Origin of the sequence: Nodosilinea sp. FACHB-131, from assembly GCF_014695395.1 — a bacterium.
Classification (GTDB): domain Bacteria; phylum Cyanobacteriota; class Cyanobacteriia; order Phormidesmidales; family Phormidesmidaceae; genus Nodosilinea.
Map to the genome: position 1 here is coordinate 1 of NZ_JACJOF010000022.1, position 17034 is coordinate 17034.

A 17034-nucleotide genomic window follows, 5' to 3' on the forward strand; every position below is an offset into this window, starting at 1 on the left:
ATTGCTGGTGTAGGCTTTACTCATCGCTCTCACGGGGCTGTAGTCTTCGTAATCTCAGCCTAGACCGTGTGAGCTTTTTTACTATTTAGCCGACTTCTCAAACGCCCTCTAAGCATTATCGAGCGATTGCGACCCGCTACGATAAGCTCGCAGAAACCTTTCTTAGCTCGATTTACATGGCGGCTGTCGTGATTTGATTTAATTGATGACACTTCCTAGAGATTATCCAGACTATCTCTTTGGTTACTTCAGATAACTTCATGTGGTTCACTCAAAGCACAGGTTAAATGGAGTATATAGCCTTTACCGATCAATATCCCTCTTGTGACAGCCCAGGAGATTTGACGATTTTGTGGCAATTCAGCCTGTGAGAATCAAGGTTTCATTCGGGTTAATAGAAGAGGTTTAGATCTGTTCAGCTTGAAGGCCATTTTGCCTTTAAAGGTGTATTCAGTCATAACCTGGGCCGTTTTTGAGGCAAAATTCTTTGCATTTCGGGTTTTTACTCCTTTAATTAGGTTGCAAAGTGCTGCCCGCGATGTAGAACTAAAGGAATTTATCAGTTGCTTCTCCAGCCTTTCCCGTTTTCCAAGCAAGATGCTCTTTAAAGAACATCAAGTATTCAAAAGATTTTCATCAAAGAAGATTTTGAATTTGCATTTAAAACTTAGGAATGCATTGCCAAACGCGATCTTGACTTAATAGGAACTTGTGCTGACTTCCCTTGAATGATTAAACGCTATGGTGTTTGTATTCATGGGCCATTCCTAGGAGCTCGGATGGCTTTTAGCATTTTTAACAAAATAATTTATTTCTTAAGGATGCTTATACCTTCGTCTTGAGGAGTGTTTTTCGAGTTAAAAATTGAAAAGTTTTTAGTTTTTTCGGGCAATTGGATTGACAATCAGATCGTGTGCCCTTGTGGTGAAGTATTGCTAGAGACTTGTCAGGGAAGCAGAAAAATTTCCTCATAATCTAGGAATAATAGGCAATACCAAATTTTAGAATCTCTTGATTCAAGAGATGAGTAACTTTTTGTCTCGTGTTTTCAGGCTAGTCAGGCTACCGAGGGATATCGCTAAAGTAGCCTTAACAGCTTTGCCTTTCTGTTTGAGTCACTCTATGCATCTGCTGCTGGCTGGTTCAAATGCTCTGCATAGAGTCATTTGTCTTGGAGGCTTTTACTTTTAGCAAGTCATTATCTGTAAGTTATTTATCCTTAGTGATTGGCTCTATTCTCCCGTGGAAATTTCTTCTAGGAAGTTGAGCCTGTGTCAATGGCTCTATCTCCGATGAGTGCTCTACTTCATAGGACTAAATCCTGTACGAAACAGTTTTCTGCCCGTCTGTTCTCGAGTTTTGGACTTAAATTATGCCCTTTAATTTGTCACTGCTCGATCTGGTCTTACCCTACGTGGTGAAAGGCGAAAACTTAGGGGCGAACCATGCACCTTTTTCCATAATCCGAGTCACGACCTTTGAAACGGCATCCGCCGCCTTTGGGGTGGTGATTCGAGGGCAGTGTGAATTTAACGGACGAGCCCGTATTGACATTGGCCAAGGGCGACTGGACGTAGAGGCCGAGGTGGATGAGGCCGAGCCTCCCTTCGACCCCAGCCGTCGGGCCCCGATTTTTGACCTGAAGGAAACCACCCTCGATTTTGAGCTGGTGGTGCCGCGGGTGGGGTCAGCCATCATTGCCGCTGGGGTCGACACCATCAGTGCCGACGGTTTTGATGCCACCCAAGCGGTGCTGGATGTGTGGGATGTGCTCCCCCTGGAAACGCCCCTGTCGGACTTCCCCTCTAGCGGCTTCCGGCTGGATCTAATCCTGAATGCGCCCTCGGTGCGTCCGCCCTTTCTGCATCCGGCCCAGATGTTGCCAAACGGTTTGCTGGTGCCCGACCCAGCCTACCAGGAGGTGTCGATTCGATTGCCCCGGCTGCGGTTTCGGTTTGCCCAAGGCAATTCTGTTGGCAGCACCCTAAGCTTTGAGCTGATTTCCGCCGGGGTTTCGGGGCTGGACGATCCGGGGGATATCGCTGTGGCAGAGCTGGTGTCAATGGAGCCTCCCTATGCCTTTGTGGGTGGCCCCCGCGATCGCACCGTGGGCTTTGCCTTCCGCAAGGCAGTGCTGGATTTAGCCGACGGCTACACTCCCCCAGCGGTAACCGCCAAATTCGGTTTTGGGGATGACTGGGGCGGCCTCTACCTGCCGGAAGTGCGATTCTTTCTGGCCCCGGAGGGAGCTAAGGACTTTGCCTTCGAGGCAGGGGTGGAAGATCTGCTGATCGGCTTTGGGGACGATGCTGGGGTGTCTGGAGACTTTGATCTGGCCCTGATCAACCAGGGGTCTGGGGAACTCAAGCTCTCGGCTCGGTTCTTCGACGCCGATGGCAAGGTGTATAGCCTGGAGCTTACCGGCGATACTACCGCCACCGCTCGCCTGCCGGAGCTGACCCGCATGGTGGTGGATATTGAGGGGGGCCGGGTGCCCTACGCAACCACGGTACGAATTGATGGCGGCAGCCCTATCCAGGACCAGCCCCTGGTGGATATCGACCTGAGCGGGGCGGCGTCTCGTCAGATTGAGATTGAGGTAGTCGACTCCAGCTACCAAACCCCCATTGCGGCCAGCCTGACCATTACCGCCCAGCGGCGCATAGCCCAGGCCAGTCTGCCTACGCCGGGAGTATTCCCGGCCCCTGTCTTCCCCGCCACCCTAACACCGGACCCCGCTAATCCGATTCGGGTGGTGATGGCCAGCCAGACCGACCAGGCTGTCATTCTCACCACCGATCCGCCGGATGCCACCCTGCGATGGAGTCTGGATGGCGATTCACCAGGCTCTCCCCGCACCAGCTTTTTGGTGCCGGTTGGGCCTGGAGTAAGCCGTACGGTGCAGGTGCGCCGTCCCGGTAGCATGGTGCCCGATGAGGTGGATTTCCACTTTTTCTATGAAGAGCCCAGGGATGTTGATCAGTCGGATGAAGCGCGACTGCTGCTTGAATACGGCAAAGCTTCCCGGGCCAGTGGGCGCAATGTGTCTACGGCCAAAGCAGCCAGCAACCTGCCCAGCGCCAATCGGGAGGGGCTGGATCAGAACCCCCTGGTGGCCTACGATGCCTCTTTCCAGCTCGTTCCACCCCTGTCAACCCTACAGATTGTCGGGGAGGCCAGCTACGAAGATATCGACAGTAAGGACGTCTATAACTACCTGCTGGCTCGTCGCCGCGCCATTACGGTGCGGGAACTGTTGCGGGAGCGATATCCCGACAAGAACTTCGATTTAGTGATTGACCCTGAGCCCCGTAACCCCGCTGCATATAACGGCTTTCGCGGCAATTTCACGGATTGGAAAGACAATTGGAGTAAACACGGTGCCCTCAAACAGCGGGACTGGTGGAAGGCTACGGTAGTGCTGCCCCCGGGGTTAAATCAGCAGGAACAGCAGGCAGAAGTCACAGTACAACGCCCCGCTGCGCCGCCGCCGCCAGACCCGATTATTCCGGTGGTCGATCCGCCGCCCGTCAATCCGCCCCAGCCGCCAGGCTGGTTCCGCTCTGCCAGGCTCAAGGTGCGCATCGTGCGAGATGTGCTGATCGCAGGGGAGTTGGAAGGGGAAGTGGACCTGCAGACCTTCGCGGAAGATCATCTGCAGGCGAGTGGCCAACCGGGGGGCGAGTCGGCCCCGGAGGTGCGCACCCTGGAAGCGGGAACTCCGGTTCCGGAGGGGAACCCTGCCGATGGCATTACCAAAATTCGGCTGCTGGCCCAGGCTGACCAGGCCACCGGACGCGTCACCACCCTGATTACCCTGGGGGCCGACCCCGCCGACAAGGACGGGCTGGCGGTAGCAGGCTGGCTACCGGGCGAAGACCCAGAAGATAAGAACCTGGGGCTAACGCTGCTGGGGTCTTACCTATCCTTCTGGCCACTGCTGGTCGCCGCGACGGAATCTAACCAGGGCCGCGTGGCCGACTGGGCCTTAACCGGAACCACCCTGGCGATTCCCGGCGCGATCGCAGCTTTGCCCTGGTTCCAAATTGAGCGGGTGATCTGGTACGGCGGGGAGTTTTTGCAGCGCGATCGCAACGGCGAGCTGGAAGCTTTTCTGCTGGCCGACCTGCGGATGGATTGTTCGGTCAACATCGGCATCGGCAGCAACTCGTCGTTGATTCGCATTCCTCAAGAAAAGCCTTTAAAGATCCGCTACAAGGCCATCGGTTTACGGTTCGGCAGCCGCGAAGACGGCAGCGAGCAGTTCAGCCTACGTCCGGTGTTCGACTCCTCCCGGGGGTATGACATTGACCTGATGGATGGCAGTGCCCTGGAGGTGGCCGAACCCTTCGGCAATATCCTGCGGGTGCTGGGAGCCCGGCTGTCGCGCACCAACCCCCTCACCTTTGAGGTAGACCTGGGGCTGGCTATCGACCTGGGGGTAGTCACCTTCGATCGCGCCCGGGTACGGGTTTACCTGCCCAGCTCCCCCGGAGAAGACCTGCGGGCTCCCGAGCTCACGGCTTTAGGGGCCAGCGTGGATATTCCTGGTGCCCTGGCCGGCCAGGGGTATCTGGAAATTAACGACGGCGGCATTGCCGGCCAGATTGACCTGACCATTCGCCCGGTAAATCTGCGGGTGGCCGCTGCGATCGCCATTCAGCAGATTCCGGCGGCAGCGGGGGGTCCGGCTACTGCTGTATATGTCTCCCTCAACGTGGTGCTGCCGGTGGGCATTCCCCTGGGCAGCTCGGGCTTAGGCATTTTCGGCTTCCGGGGCATTTTCGGCATGCACTACCAGCGCAACCTGGCCATTGGGGCTGGCAGCAGCGCCCCGGCCCTGGTCTGGCTAGTGGAGTCGGACGGCCAACCCCAGGAACTGTTCGCCCCCAGCGGCACGCCCCTGTGGGTAGCCCAGATCAACCAGTGGGCCTTCGGCATCGGCATCCTGATCGGCACCATGGAAGGCGGCGTGATCATGAATCTGGACGGCACCTTCCTGCTGGAGCTGCCGGGGCCCCGGGTGGTGATCATCCTCAATGCCCGCATTCTATCGCCGCCGCCTGCGCTGGATGACATGGGTGGGGCCGGGGGCATTCTGGCCATTATCGAAATTACCCCCGAGCACTTCCTAATCGGCATTCTGGCCACCTACGAAATTCCCCAGCTGCTGACGGTCAAAATTCCGGTGGAGGCGGTTTTCCCCTTCGGTACCCCCAGCAACTGGCACATCTATCTGGGCCAGCGATCGGACTACGGCGAACCCATCGAGGTGAACGTGCTGGGGCTCGTGCGGGGCACTGGCTACCTGATGCTGCGGGGTAACGGCCTGAATGCCTTTGACGCCAAGGGACTGCCGGAAATCGAAGGGTTTGCCATCGGCATAGGGGCTGCCGCCGCCTATGTCTGGGGCAATGTGGATGCCGGGCTGTACCTGCGGGTGGGCGGCAGTTTGGATGCCGTGGTCGGCTTTGACCCCTTTATTCTGGGGGGCACCTTCGAACTCAGCGGTGAGCTGCGGCTGTTCATTATTTCTATTGGGGCTTCGGCCTCTCTGACAGTAATCGTGCGTCAGACCAGCGAAGACAGCACCGACCTACAAACCTACATCAAGGGAGAGGCCTGCGGCCATATCGACTTCTTCTTCTTTGAGGTGGAGGGCTGTGTCTCTATCGAAATTGGCTCTGAAGAGCCCGCCCTGCCGCCGCCCGCCCTGGTGAAAAAACTCTCCCTCAAGAGCCGCACTCCGGCCCTGGTGCAAGGAACCGCCGTCGATCGCCCGGTAGACGGCAGCCTGGGGGATGGTCTGGAAAGCAACAACGCACCCACGGGGAATGCCCTGAACAACCTGGTAACGGTGCCCATCGACGCCATTCCCATCCTGTCGATGATCATGCCTCCCGTAGCTACTGGTCTGACCTTTTTAGGAGAAACCGTGCCCGACCTGTCTGGGGTGCCCGCCGATGGGTTCATTCCTCGGGGCGAAGAGCGCTACCGCTACGACCTCACCGCAGTCACCCTGGAACGGATGGAGGAATTGGGCGGCGACGTCATCGGCAGCGGCACCCCCGCCCGCTGGTGGACGTTGAGAAACACCACCGAACCCAACGAAACCGCCCAGCTGGCCCTGCTCACCTGGGAACCCACTCCCGCCACCAAAGCCATCGAAAAGAGCGAGGTGCTGAAGGAATCCATTGAGCACCACTGGGGCACCGCCTGTCAGAACGCGGCTCCCCCAACTCCGGTGCTGTGGACCTTCCTCTACGAACCCCTGGGACCATCCCCCGTCGGTTGGGAGCTGGAAGGCATTGCCCTGCCCGATCCACCCGATACCCGCCGTTCCACCGACCCCGATACTACCCTGCATGTGACGGAACGCTGGCGCTCTGGTAATCCTCAAATTGACAACTGGCGCGGCATTCCTCCGGCGGTGGTGATCGGAGCGCTGGTGCCCTGCAAGCCGAATCTCACCCCAGAACCGTCGACACCGCCGCCCATGATTCCCTCGGTGATCGGTATCCCTGACCTGGTGGTGGGGGGTCGCGGTCCCATTGGCCTTACCCCCGGCCCAATACCGGGTAGTCGAGTGGATCGCGCCGATCCGGTCTTTACCCGACTGGTGCCCGATAACCAGGTGACCCCGTTCCGCATTACTCCCCGGCTCCATGAAAAGGTCGCCAAAACCCAGCCCATGACTGCCGAACCCCTTGACCTCACCCAGTTAGACCGGCTCAGGGCCAGGGGACAGTCCCTCAGTCGGGCGGCGCTGGTGCAGGCTACCCAGACATTCCCGACTCCCACAGCGCGAGCTGTGGGGGTGACCCAGCCGCAATGCGATGTCCGCATCCTGGCTGCCCCCGTTTTCGACGATGGCCGCCCGGTAGTCTTTGGCGACCAGAGCCGCAGTCAGGAAATTGCCGAGGCGCTAGAGGCAGCCGGGGTGACCCACGGCCCCCTGAACAACGTGGTCAGGCTGCACACCGGCCCCTTCCAGGAAACGACCCTACTGCTGTTGGTGCAGCGGGTCTTCCTGGTGCAGAAGCGGTTCATTGTGCGCACAGCGGATGCGGAGGGCCATGAGCTGACTCGGGTAGTTCCGACCCCCAGCGATTGGATTAATGTCAAACCCCTGCCCGCCCTTTGGACCGACCCCTCCAGCCCCTGGAGCAATTCCATTGCCCACTTGCAAACCTACCTGTCGACCCTACCGGGGCTAGCGATCGTGGTTTCCATCAATGGGGCTGGGGCTGACCATATTGAACTGGGCCTTCTGCCTCGCGATCAAACGGCTAAGGAACCCTTTGCCCCGCCCTACTATGTGGCGGCGATCGAGAGCCTGCGCCGGTCGGAAGTGGAGCGCCACGATTGGGACAATTCCCAGATCAGCCAGGAGCGGGAGGTGATTACCTCCATTCTGGGACCCGACAGCACCACCAATGCCCTGCTGCATCCCAGTTCTCTGTATCGGGTCAGCGCCACCTGGACCGGCCAGCGAGCCAGCGGCGGCGAGGAGTCTGATACCCAGCATTTCTGGTTCCGCACCGATGCTGAAGCTCCCCGTCGGCTCGACCCCTGGATGCTATTGACCCTGCCCAATGACGGAGAGCCGTTTGTCTTCGGGGCCGAACCCCTGCGCCTGGTGTTCAACACCCACGATGTCGATCGCATCTATGCCGCCTACGGCAAGGCGCTGCGAATTCGGCTGCAGGCGGCATCGGCCCACCATCCCCAGCCGCAACCAACGGTGCCCCATCCCTTCCCAATTAATCCCCTGACGTTGCAGCCCATTGCGGCCGCCATTCTTTCCCCTTGGGAAGAGCTGCTGGAGGAAGTCGTTAAAGAAACCGGCCCCTGCATTCCCATCGATGAGAACCGTACCCGCCACAGCTCCGTGACGGTGCCCATTCCCCTCGACCCTTACACGGGCTACATCCTGGATGTGGAGATGGTGGATACCGGTGCCCCTGAGGATGAGGCGGGCGTCAGCGTCTACCGTCGCCACTTCAGTACCGGGGCCTACGCCACCCTCGAGGAGTTTGCGGCTTCTCTGCGGGCGGTGAAGGACAGTGGTCGGGCTGTGGCTCCCGGCAGTATGGCCGCCATTCTTGGCTACTTCGGCGGACGCCACCCCCAGGGGCCAGAGCTGGATGAACAACTGCGCAGCCATGGGCTAGAAGCCATGCCAGCCCCCACCCGTCCCCGCATCATCACGTTCTGGGAGCAGGTGGGGAACAATCCCCCCCAGCCTACGGCGGTGCTGGTAGATGCGGCAGAACCCCTGTGGCGCACCCGGCTCTACCCTGCCCAGGTGGTCGATGACACTAGCCTTATTACGTCAGAACGCTGGCAGTACGAGCCCCAGGAATGGCTGCAACTGGAGGCGACTTCCGGCTCCCTGGTACCGGCGGGCATGATTCGGGCTCCTGGTCTGCAGCGGGCCCTGGTGGTGCTGCCCCCCAACAGTCGCAGCCAGCGCTTGCGGCTGGATCTGGTCACTCCCGAATTTCCCGAACCTTATTTAGACCTGCCGGAGCGGCGGCACACCGTTGTGGACATCACCTTTGTTAAAGCGCCTTGGGAAGAGTAAGGAGAGACGATCATGGCCAGAATTATTGACCCCGACCGGCTAATGCTCATGGGCGCTGTGGTGGATTGGTCCACAGTGCGGCGGCGGCAGGTTCAGTCTCCCCGGGCAGAAGCCATTGCCGGACAGCGAAATATTTTCGACTGGCAGGGCAAAATTACCACCCGACTGGTGCAGTTGCGGTGGCTGGTGAATCCCAAGGAGGCGGGCTACCCAACGGAGCCTTTTCGAGTGTGGCGGCGACCGGCGATTCCCATGGCGAAGGAACGGGAGATTACGCCCCAGGTGCTGAATGCCACCGGTTTTCGGGTGATTACCTGGGACGAACCTCAAGCCATGATTCGTGCCAGGTTTGACGTACTAAACATCAATGGTCTGGTGTATGGCTACGCTGGAGCACCGTTGACCTCTGCCCTGGTTGGCTTTGCCCCCCTGCAACCCGGCACCCGTACCGTAAAGTTTAGCGGCCCGGCGGTCCAGTCCCTGGTAGTATCCCCCAGCGTTAATCTACTGTCCCTGGTCGGCATTAAAGACGATGCCGCCAATGACGACACTTGGCAGCTCGTAGAAACCGTGGGGTTGCCCACCGGTAGCTCCTGGAACGGAGTGTTTGACCTAGACCAGCCCCAGGGTTTAGTGGGCAACCTGATGTCGCCTCCCCAGGCCGCCCTGGATCGCTTCCGGCGGGGGGCCCCCTTCTATGGCTGGGAGCTGGAAATGGCCCCAGGAGTTACAGCACCCCCTTGGCAGCTGGCCGACCCCAACGCCCTGCTGACCACCCTGCAGGATAACCTGATGGACCCCCTGCGGCAAATGATTCAGACTCTGCCGCCCCGCCGCCATCACACCTTTGAGCTGCTTCAAGATTTGCGGTTGCAGGGCATCGGGCAACCCGCCACTACCCGGTTTTCGCCCATGCAGACCCTGACCCTGGGGGCGGCTACCGACCCGCTACTGTCTTTAATGACTGGCTTTGGCACCGCCCTGGAGGATCTGGACCTGCCACCCCTTTTAGATGGGCAGTACTTTAGTGATCCTCTACGTAGTGATGTCGACTACATGGTGACCGCTCGCTATGAGGGAGGTCTGAGTGGCCGGGGCCGAGCAGTAGAATATGCCGCCATCCTGTTTGCCCCATTCATTGCCGGTACGCCGCTGCCTCCCACCAATCTCAAGGCCTCCAGCGACGGGTTGCGGGCTCCCAATACGGTGGATCAGCCCTGGCGGGGAGTGGTGCGCCTGAGCTGGGATAAAATTCCTGACAACATCCCTCTGCGGGTGAGCAGCTACGCTCTGGCCCGCCAGCAGCAGGTACCGGCGGGGGGCGTCGTCGCCTTGATGGAACCCCGGCAGAACGATACCGCTCTACAGCCGATCAGCGCCACCACCAGCCCTGAAAAAGAACAAACTACCGGGCAAATTCAGGCTTTGGATGAAACTTACCCGATCGCCAGCAGCGCCAGCCCTAACAGCCTGCGGTATGGGGTAGCCCACCAGGATTTGTTTGGAGTATGGAGCTCCTGGACTGTGGCCGGGCAAAATCTGCAGGAACCAGCCGTACAAAAGGTGACGATTCTCTCTGCCCGGCTGGACATGGAACTGCCTGCCAGCGGTTCAATTTGCCCCGCCACCCTGGTAATTGACCTGAGCTGGGACTGGTCGGTGCGATCGCTGGAACGACTGGAGCTGGTCGGGCGGCTCTACCCCCAGGCGAAACGAGGCGACAACCCGCCCCCTGGCCCCCTACCGGGAAATCTGCAAAAGGCTTTGGGGGATGCCATGGCCGGGCTCTATAGCATCATCTTTGGCGGCAGCAGCAGCGGCACGGTTCCCCCCGGCGACACGGTCAATTACCTGGCGGAGGACGGTAAAACCTTCCTGTCTGGGCCTTCTGTGCTGTCGGGTCCTCGCCGCTACCGGATTATCATCACCAGCTTTAACCTCAACTTCGCCGCCACCGGGCACATCGGGCTGGCCCTGTGGGTACGGGGGGTAGAACATCGGGCTCCCCAGCGGGTCGGGGCTTGGTCGTCAGAACCCCTAGTGGTTTCGGCTTCTGACCCCCGTCCTCCGATAATCGACATCCAGCATGAAAATGTGCTGCTCACCAGCGTGGCCGACGCTAGCGGCGAACACCATGCCCGTCTTATCTGGCCGACGGTGGCTGGGGCGACGGGCTACTTTATCTACATGACCAGCGAGGCAAAGCTGAGGAGCGATCGCAACCTGCCCCAGCCCCTGCTCAGCCAAACCCTGTCGGAACGACTGGTAGAACTGCGGGATGCCTTTGGGGCCAATCCACTCGCCTGCCGTCAATCCTTTACTCGCCTGAATGATCAGCCCATAACCGGCACCAGCACCCAGATCACCCTGCCCCGGGGTACCAAAGAAATCTACCTTTACATAGTGATGGGTATCAGTGCCGGTCAGGTGGAATCGGACTGGCCCAGTCTGGCCGAACCGCTGGAGACCCGACGACGGCGACCGATCGCCTATGCCGCTCCCCAAATCGCCGCTCCCGCCCCCCCCATTCTGGAGGTACGACGCCTGCTGGATGACAGCGTCACCCCGCCTGTCTACCGGGCTGGGGTACAGATTCAAACCCGTCCTGGAGCGGTGGTATCCCAGGTTGACCTGCATCGAGTGTGGGTACCGGAAGCCTCCCTAGAGCTGGATACCATGGGACCTGCCGTGGCCACCATTACCGGTTCCGTTGCCTCCTGGATGGTTTCCCCTACCGTCAGCGATGCCCCCGGAGAAGCCCAACCCATTGGCATTGTCAGCGGTACCGATAGTCCCGGCGGCTCCTGGCGTCCCGTGTTTTACCGGGCCGTCACCTGGTCCGTCGACGATTTCACCCGGGGGATTTATCAGGGCCGCTCTTTACCCAGCGCTGCCCAGCAGCTGGTGTTGCCCCCCGCCAACCCGCCCGATCTGTCGGCACTAAGCAGTGCCTTTTCGGGCGGAGCTAGCAGCGTAGACATCACCTGGCTCAGCGCTGCTCCCCTGGAACCAACCCCCCTAGGAGCCCACCGCCTGCAGGTCGAAGCCAAACTGGTGGATGAGGACAGCAGCTTAACGTCACTGCTGAGCTTCCCGACCGTTCCCGGAGAAAATACCCTGCTCCAGGTGCCATCCTCTCCCTCTGCCGCTTTCAATACCCTCTGGCGAGAACCCGGCCCCAACGGCACGACCCGCTACACCCTGCGGCTGCGGCGAATCGACATCTCTGATGCCATCAGAGTTAGGGTGCTGCTCAACGACCCCCTGGGCCGGGCCAGCGAGGAAACCCTGACGGTGGCTCCCGTCGAACTCTTGCCGAAGCCCGTAATTTTGTCACCCCAGGTTACAGAGCTACGGAGTAATCGCTTCCAATTCAGCTTTCAAACCTCGGTTCCCCTGGAGACTAACCAGGGTCCCTACATCGTTGAGGCCACGCTACGCCCCGAGTTACAGATACCCCAAGGACAGCGCAGCCTTCTGGCCAGCACAGGTACAGAACTGGCCCTGAACAAGATTCCGATTGAAAGTCAGAACGACAATCCCTGGAGCGATCGCGCCGCCATCCCCATGCGCCGCAGCCGCCCCGCCCGAGGTAATACTACGCTCACCCTCTACATCAAGAGTCCCGGACAGTTGAGGGTGATACTCCGCTCCCCCGATGGCCGCACCGCCACCCACGGTAGGAGGTTGTCGTAGTTGCACTGCGGCCAACAGCTAGAATCTAGCGGATTTTGCTGGGCCTGGTGCCGCGAATGCACCTTCCCAAAAGCACTCACCCCCAAAAACCCCACTCATGGTCAACATCATTCCCCCCCAAACCATCCTCACCCCCGCTGGAGCTGCCGAAGAACTGCAGGCCGAGGGGCTTGATGCCCTGGGCTTGACGGTACCCAACCTGAGCCCTGCCTGGGCCGAGGCAACCCCCACTACGGGAGACTATGACGACACTGCCCTGACCCTGACGTTGACCAACGTGTTGGCTCCCTTTCGCGGCATTCGCACCTACGAACTCACCCCCAGTTTCTGGAGCGACAGCAGCGGTGCTCCCCTACCCGGTCCGATTGCCGTCCTGAAGCTACATCCCGAAGCGGCTCGTCGGCTGGAACGGTTGGTAGCTGCCCGCTACGGCAATCCGGCAATCCGCCCGGTGCCCGTAGCGATGGTGCTGCAGGGTATTACGCCCCCCGCGTCTTTGCCGGTGCCCGACTGGTTTCTGGCCGGAGAACAGATGCTCGCGGGCACCGCCACCGTCTCCTTTCACGATGGCCGGGGCCTGCCCGTTGACCCTATTGCCGTAGCCGCTATGGCCCTCGACCTGCTGACCTGGCGGCCGGCCCTGCAACTTGCCGCTGCCGGTGCCCCAGCCGTGGATCAACCCGGCGGATTGAACGGCATTGCCACTCTGGCCAACGGCATCCGTTGCCACGTGATTAACCCCCACGGCTGGGGCTATCAACCCACCCAACCCACCGGTCGCTTGAAGGTCATCGATGCAGGCAGCAGCGAAATCGCCCAGGTACCCGATGGCGGCCTGATTGATTGGCAGGCCGATCAGCGCCTGGGCCGCTCTGACACCGATGAAGCGGCCGATGAGGCCAAACCTCTCTACTGGGGCTGGGCCACCAACGGGGAGTTGACTCGGGAGCCACTGTCTCCGCCTGCCGGGGGTTCCCTGAGCCGGCAGTTTTTGCGGGTAATGGCGGTGGAACTCGACTGGCATCTGCTGGGCAACCGCAGCGACAGTCCAGTGGCCACTATTCCCCCCGACGACGGCACCACTCCCGACTTTTTACTGCCCACAGTACGGCCTGCTGTGCCCAACTTTGACTACCTGGCGGATGGCATGGATGTGCTGGGAGCCACTGCCGAAATTGCCGCCGGGTTTCCAGCTCCATCTCGGGCTGGAGTCTTTGCCCTGGCAGTTTCTCCCGCCCTTGACCAATCCCTGGCCGTCCCTGGTGGAACAGGGGGCATAGGTCGTTGGCCAACGTTCCCACCGCCCAACACCAACGCCGCCCTGCCCGCTAATCTTGACCCCATTGCCGTCCTCACCGGCACCTGGCGAGACGGCGGTGATGGTCCGGAGGCCGATCTGGATGTGATTCTCACCCTCCCCGCCAATACCCTGCCGGAGGGCACTCACCTGCGTATCTATCCCCGTCGCTTTCTCGAAATTCAGGCCATCAGTGGTGAGCAGCCCTCCTTTGTGCGGGCCGATGGCGGTGCGGCTCTTGCTGTTTCTGGCACCCCTATCCAGGTGCTCCTGACGAATCCGTTTAACCTGGAACCCGCCGAAGCCAAACCTAACTCCGCCCGGTTAGACATAGACCTGGTGCTGACCAGCCGCACCGGCCAGCGACGGTTGTTTTCCGTAGTCAGCGTCACTCTGACGGACCCACCCGCTCCGTGGACCAGCAATCTGGGCACTTTTGGCGGCTTGGAGCTACTGAATCAACCCGCATTCACGGCTCTGTTTAGCGCCTTCAGCACCCGCGCCGTTGCCCCTACTCCGCTGTTTGGCATTCCCCGCACCTTCGTCCCCCCTTCGGGTGATCCAGCTAACATCGCAGACCTGGCTCGCCGTTTAGCCAGCGAAACCCAACCCCGCCAGGGGCCCAGACTACCCACCCAGGCTCGGTTCGAAACCATTCTGGCCCTAGGCACTTCCCCCGCAGTCGATGCTCAGCTTGACTGGCAGGCGGTGCTGACCGGGGCCCGCTGGCAGTGGGAAAGCCGCTGTTCCCATCCAGAACTGGGCAATCCTGGTAATCCTGCCGGACCCGATGTCCATGCCACCGGCATTCGAGCCGATGGTCGACTGGCCTACGATCTGGCCCTCCACGCCCTAAAACGATCTCAGGCAATAATTCCCACCGCCCCCGATTCCCCCGGTTGGATTGTTACCGCCGGGGGCGACAACTGGAATGCCCCCCCGGCCGACACCATCGGCACGGTAGCCGCCGCTATGCTGGAAACCATTGCCCCCTTCACCGACACGCCGGAATTAGGCTTGGGTTTCATTCCTATCCCTCAGCCCGGTGACTCGGTACAGAACACCGTCAACCAGATTGCCAATGACCTTGGGCTGACTCCGCCCACCGTAACCGTGGGCAACGAAGAAGAGATTCGCCCCCGGGTGCAGCGGGAAATCATTACCGCCAAGTTCGGCCAGCGGGATGCGCTCTGGGCTTTGCGTCGGGCTCTGGGGCAGGCGCGGGAATTCATCTATATTGAAAGCCCCATGTTTGCCAGCACGGCTCGATCCGATGGGCCTCCTCTGGCCCACGAAATTGACCTGGTGGAGGTCATCCGTCAGGGACTACAGGACAATTCCCGCCTGAAAGTGATCCTTTGCCTGCCGCGACTGCCCGATTTCGATTCCGCCCGAGCCAACTGGGTGCGCACTGCCCTGGCCCATCGCCGAGAAGCCATTGAAACGCTAACGACTCAAGCCCAGCAGCGGGTAGCGGCGTTTCACCCCATCGGCTTTCCGGGGCGCTCGGCGGTCCTGCGCTCGACGACCGTGATTGTGGACGATATCTGGTGCCTGGTGGGAACCAGTCACTTTCGGCGGCGGGGCATGACCTTCGACGGCGGGGTGGATGTGGTGAGTATGGATCGCTCGATTGCTGAGGGATATTCCGCTGGCATCAGCCGTTTTCGGCAGGAACTGATGGCGGCCAAGCTGGGCATCGATGTGCCCACTGTCCCGGATCTGGCCTCGGCTCTGTGGCTGCGCCTGCAGCAGCCGGAAGCCGCCTTTGACGCCGTTGTCGATCTCCTGCGACAGGGTGGATTGGGACGGTGTACTCCAATCTGGGTCGGTCCCAATGATACAACCGTCATTCCTCAAGACGCTGATGTGGCTGACCCTGATGGGGTGGATGAGGACGGTAGTAATCTGCTGGCTCTGTTGGGACAACTGCTCCTGGAGGGGTAGAACCTGAGTAACTGAGAATTCTAATTTTAGGATTCTAATGCTTGGGGAAACTTACTTTCCTATTCACAGCTGCCAATACTCACCCAGCTGGTAGAGCCATCTACCCATATCTCTTTCTTCCAAATCGGGGCGTTGTGTTTGAGGGTGTCGATCGCATACTGGCAGGCCGCAAACGCCTCAGCCCGGTGGGGGCAGCCCACCGCTACCAGCACGCTGATGTCGCCCACGGCCAGTTTGCCAGTGCGGTGGTGAATCACTACGCGGGTGGCATCGGCCCAGGTGTCGCGAATTTGGACAGCGATCTGCTTAAACACTTCCAGAGCCATGGGTTCATAGGCCTGGTATTCCAACGCCACAACGGCTTTGCCCTCGCTGTTGTTGCGCACCATGCCGCTCATCACCACCACGGCACCGTTGGCGGGGTCATCGGCCAGACCATAGACCTCGTCGAGGGACAGAGGGGCAAAGGTCACCCGCAGGCTGTCAGCGGGTGCTACCACAGATTTCGGCGTAGCAAGCGGCATAAAGAATTCATAAATAACAACAGAGACGGCACCGGCTTAACAAAAATTCGTCTACCGTAGCTGTCGGTTACAGTGTGCAGCCATCCTAAGCAGGGCAGCCAATCGGGGCGGGCCATCCAGTATTGGGGCCGACATCCCCTGCGGCCAATGACTTGCATTATAGGGTGGGCATCCTTGCATCTACAGTCTAAGCCGGAGGTATACCGTGGTTGATCTATCGGCCTGTCACATTACAGCAGCGGGTGACTTGACGCGATCGCTCTGGCGACTGCTCAATCTGCTCCTACAGCCAACCCTCATCCTGCCAATCCTGGCTGTGATGGTTGCCGCCCCCTGGATCGTGCGCCCCCGTCGGTGGAAGCGCCGGATTAGTCTGGCCGGGGTGCTGCTGGTGCTGCTCTATAGTCTGAGCCTATCTCCCCTAGGGACTCAGCTGGGTGGGAAAGGACTGGCGCTGCTGATTCCCCAAGATGGCGGCCAGCCTGCCGATGCCATTGTGGTGCTAGGGCGCGGGGCAGACTTTCGCCCCAGTCGGGTACAGGTGGCCGCCGAGCTGTGGCGACAGCAGCGGGCACCCCTAATCTTTGCCAGCGGTCGCAGCGACGCCACCGAAATTGGCCAACTGCTAGAGGCGGCTGGGCTGCCAGCAGAGGCGATTGACGGCGAACCCTGCTCGGCCACCACTAACGAAAACGCTTTATTTACAGCGGCACTGCTGCAACCTCAGGGCATTCGACGGCTCATTTTGGTCACCGACCCACCCCATATGGCGCGATCGCTGCTCACCTTCCGCAGCTTGGGATTCGAGGTCACGCCCCACCCCAGCCCCGTTCCACAAAGTCTAGACAATCGCAAACGCCAGTTTCTAGTACTGCGAGAATGGGCCGGACTGATCGGCTACGGCGTGATGGGCCGATATTTTGCGCGAGAAACGGGGGAGCCGGGGTTTGGGGTGAGGGCTGGGTAGGTGAGTGGGCGGGTAG

The 17034-nt window shown here is 60.0% G+C and carries 5 protein-coding genes; 4 read left to right on the forward strand and 1 reads right to left on the reverse strand.

Translation table 11 applies throughout. The features are described from left to right. The first annotated feature begins 1372 nt into the window (after positions 1 to 1372). The 3 genes from H6F75_RS13505 to H6F75_RS13515 all read left to right on the forward strand — a co-directional run bounded on the left by H6F75_RS13505 (position 1373) and on the right by H6F75_RS13515 (position 15527). Positions 1373 to 8587, forward strand: coding sequence for a hypothetical protein (locus H6F75_RS13505; RefSeq protein WP_190753004.1), 7215 nt, complete (start codon positions 1373 to 1375; stop codon positions 8585 to 8587). A gap of 12 nt (positions 8588 to 8599) precedes the next feature. Then, complete coding sequence (locus H6F75_RS13510; protein WP_190753005.1) at positions 8600 to 12283, forward strand: hypothetical protein; 3684 nt, start codon at positions 8600 to 8602, stop codon at positions 12281 to 12283. Positions 12284 to 12380: 97 nt separating this feature from the next. Continuing rightward, positions 12381 to 15527 (forward strand): hypothetical protein, encoded by a 3147-nt coding sequence (locus H6F75_RS13515; RefSeq protein ID WP_190753006.1) that lies wholly within the window; start codon positions 12381 to 12383, stop codon positions 15525 to 15527. 59 nt (positions 15528 to 15586) lie between these two features. Here the strand turns inward: H6F75_RS13515 and H6F75_RS13520 are convergent, their stop codons facing one another. Further along, complete coding sequence (locus H6F75_RS13520; protein ID WP_190753007.1) at positions 15587 to 16051, reverse strand: molybdenum cofactor biosynthesis protein MoaE; 465 nt, start codon at positions 16049 to 16051, stop codon at positions 15587 to 15589. Positions 16052 to 16256: 205 nt separating this feature from the next. Between H6F75_RS13520 and H6F75_RS13525 the strand changes: the two genes are divergently transcribed. Beyond that, complete coding sequence (locus H6F75_RS13525; protein WP_190753008.1) at positions 16257 to 17018, forward strand: ElyC/SanA/YdcF family protein; 762 nt, start codon at positions 16257 to 16259, stop codon at positions 17016 to 17018. The last annotated feature ends 16 nt before the right edge of the window (positions 17019 to 17034 follow it).

What these genes read in the sequence shown, in the direction of transcription:
- H6F75_RS13505 (WP_190753004.1), top strand. Translation starts at nt 1,373, where the DNA reads ATGCCCTTTAATTTGTCACTGCTCGATCTGGTCTTACCCTACGTGGTG.
- H6F75_RS13520 (WP_190753007.1), bottom strand. Translation starts at nt 16,051, where the DNA reads ATGCCGCTTGCTACGCCGAAATCTGTGGTAGCACCCGCTGACAGCCTG.
- H6F75_RS13515 (WP_190753006.1), top strand. Translation starts at nt 12,381, where the DNA reads ATGGTCAACATCATTCCCCCCCAAACCATCCTCACCCCCGCTGGAGCT.
- H6F75_RS13510 (WP_190753005.1), top strand. Translation starts at nt 8,600, where the DNA reads ATGGCCAGAATTATTGACCCCGACCGGCTAATGCTCATGGGCGCTGTG.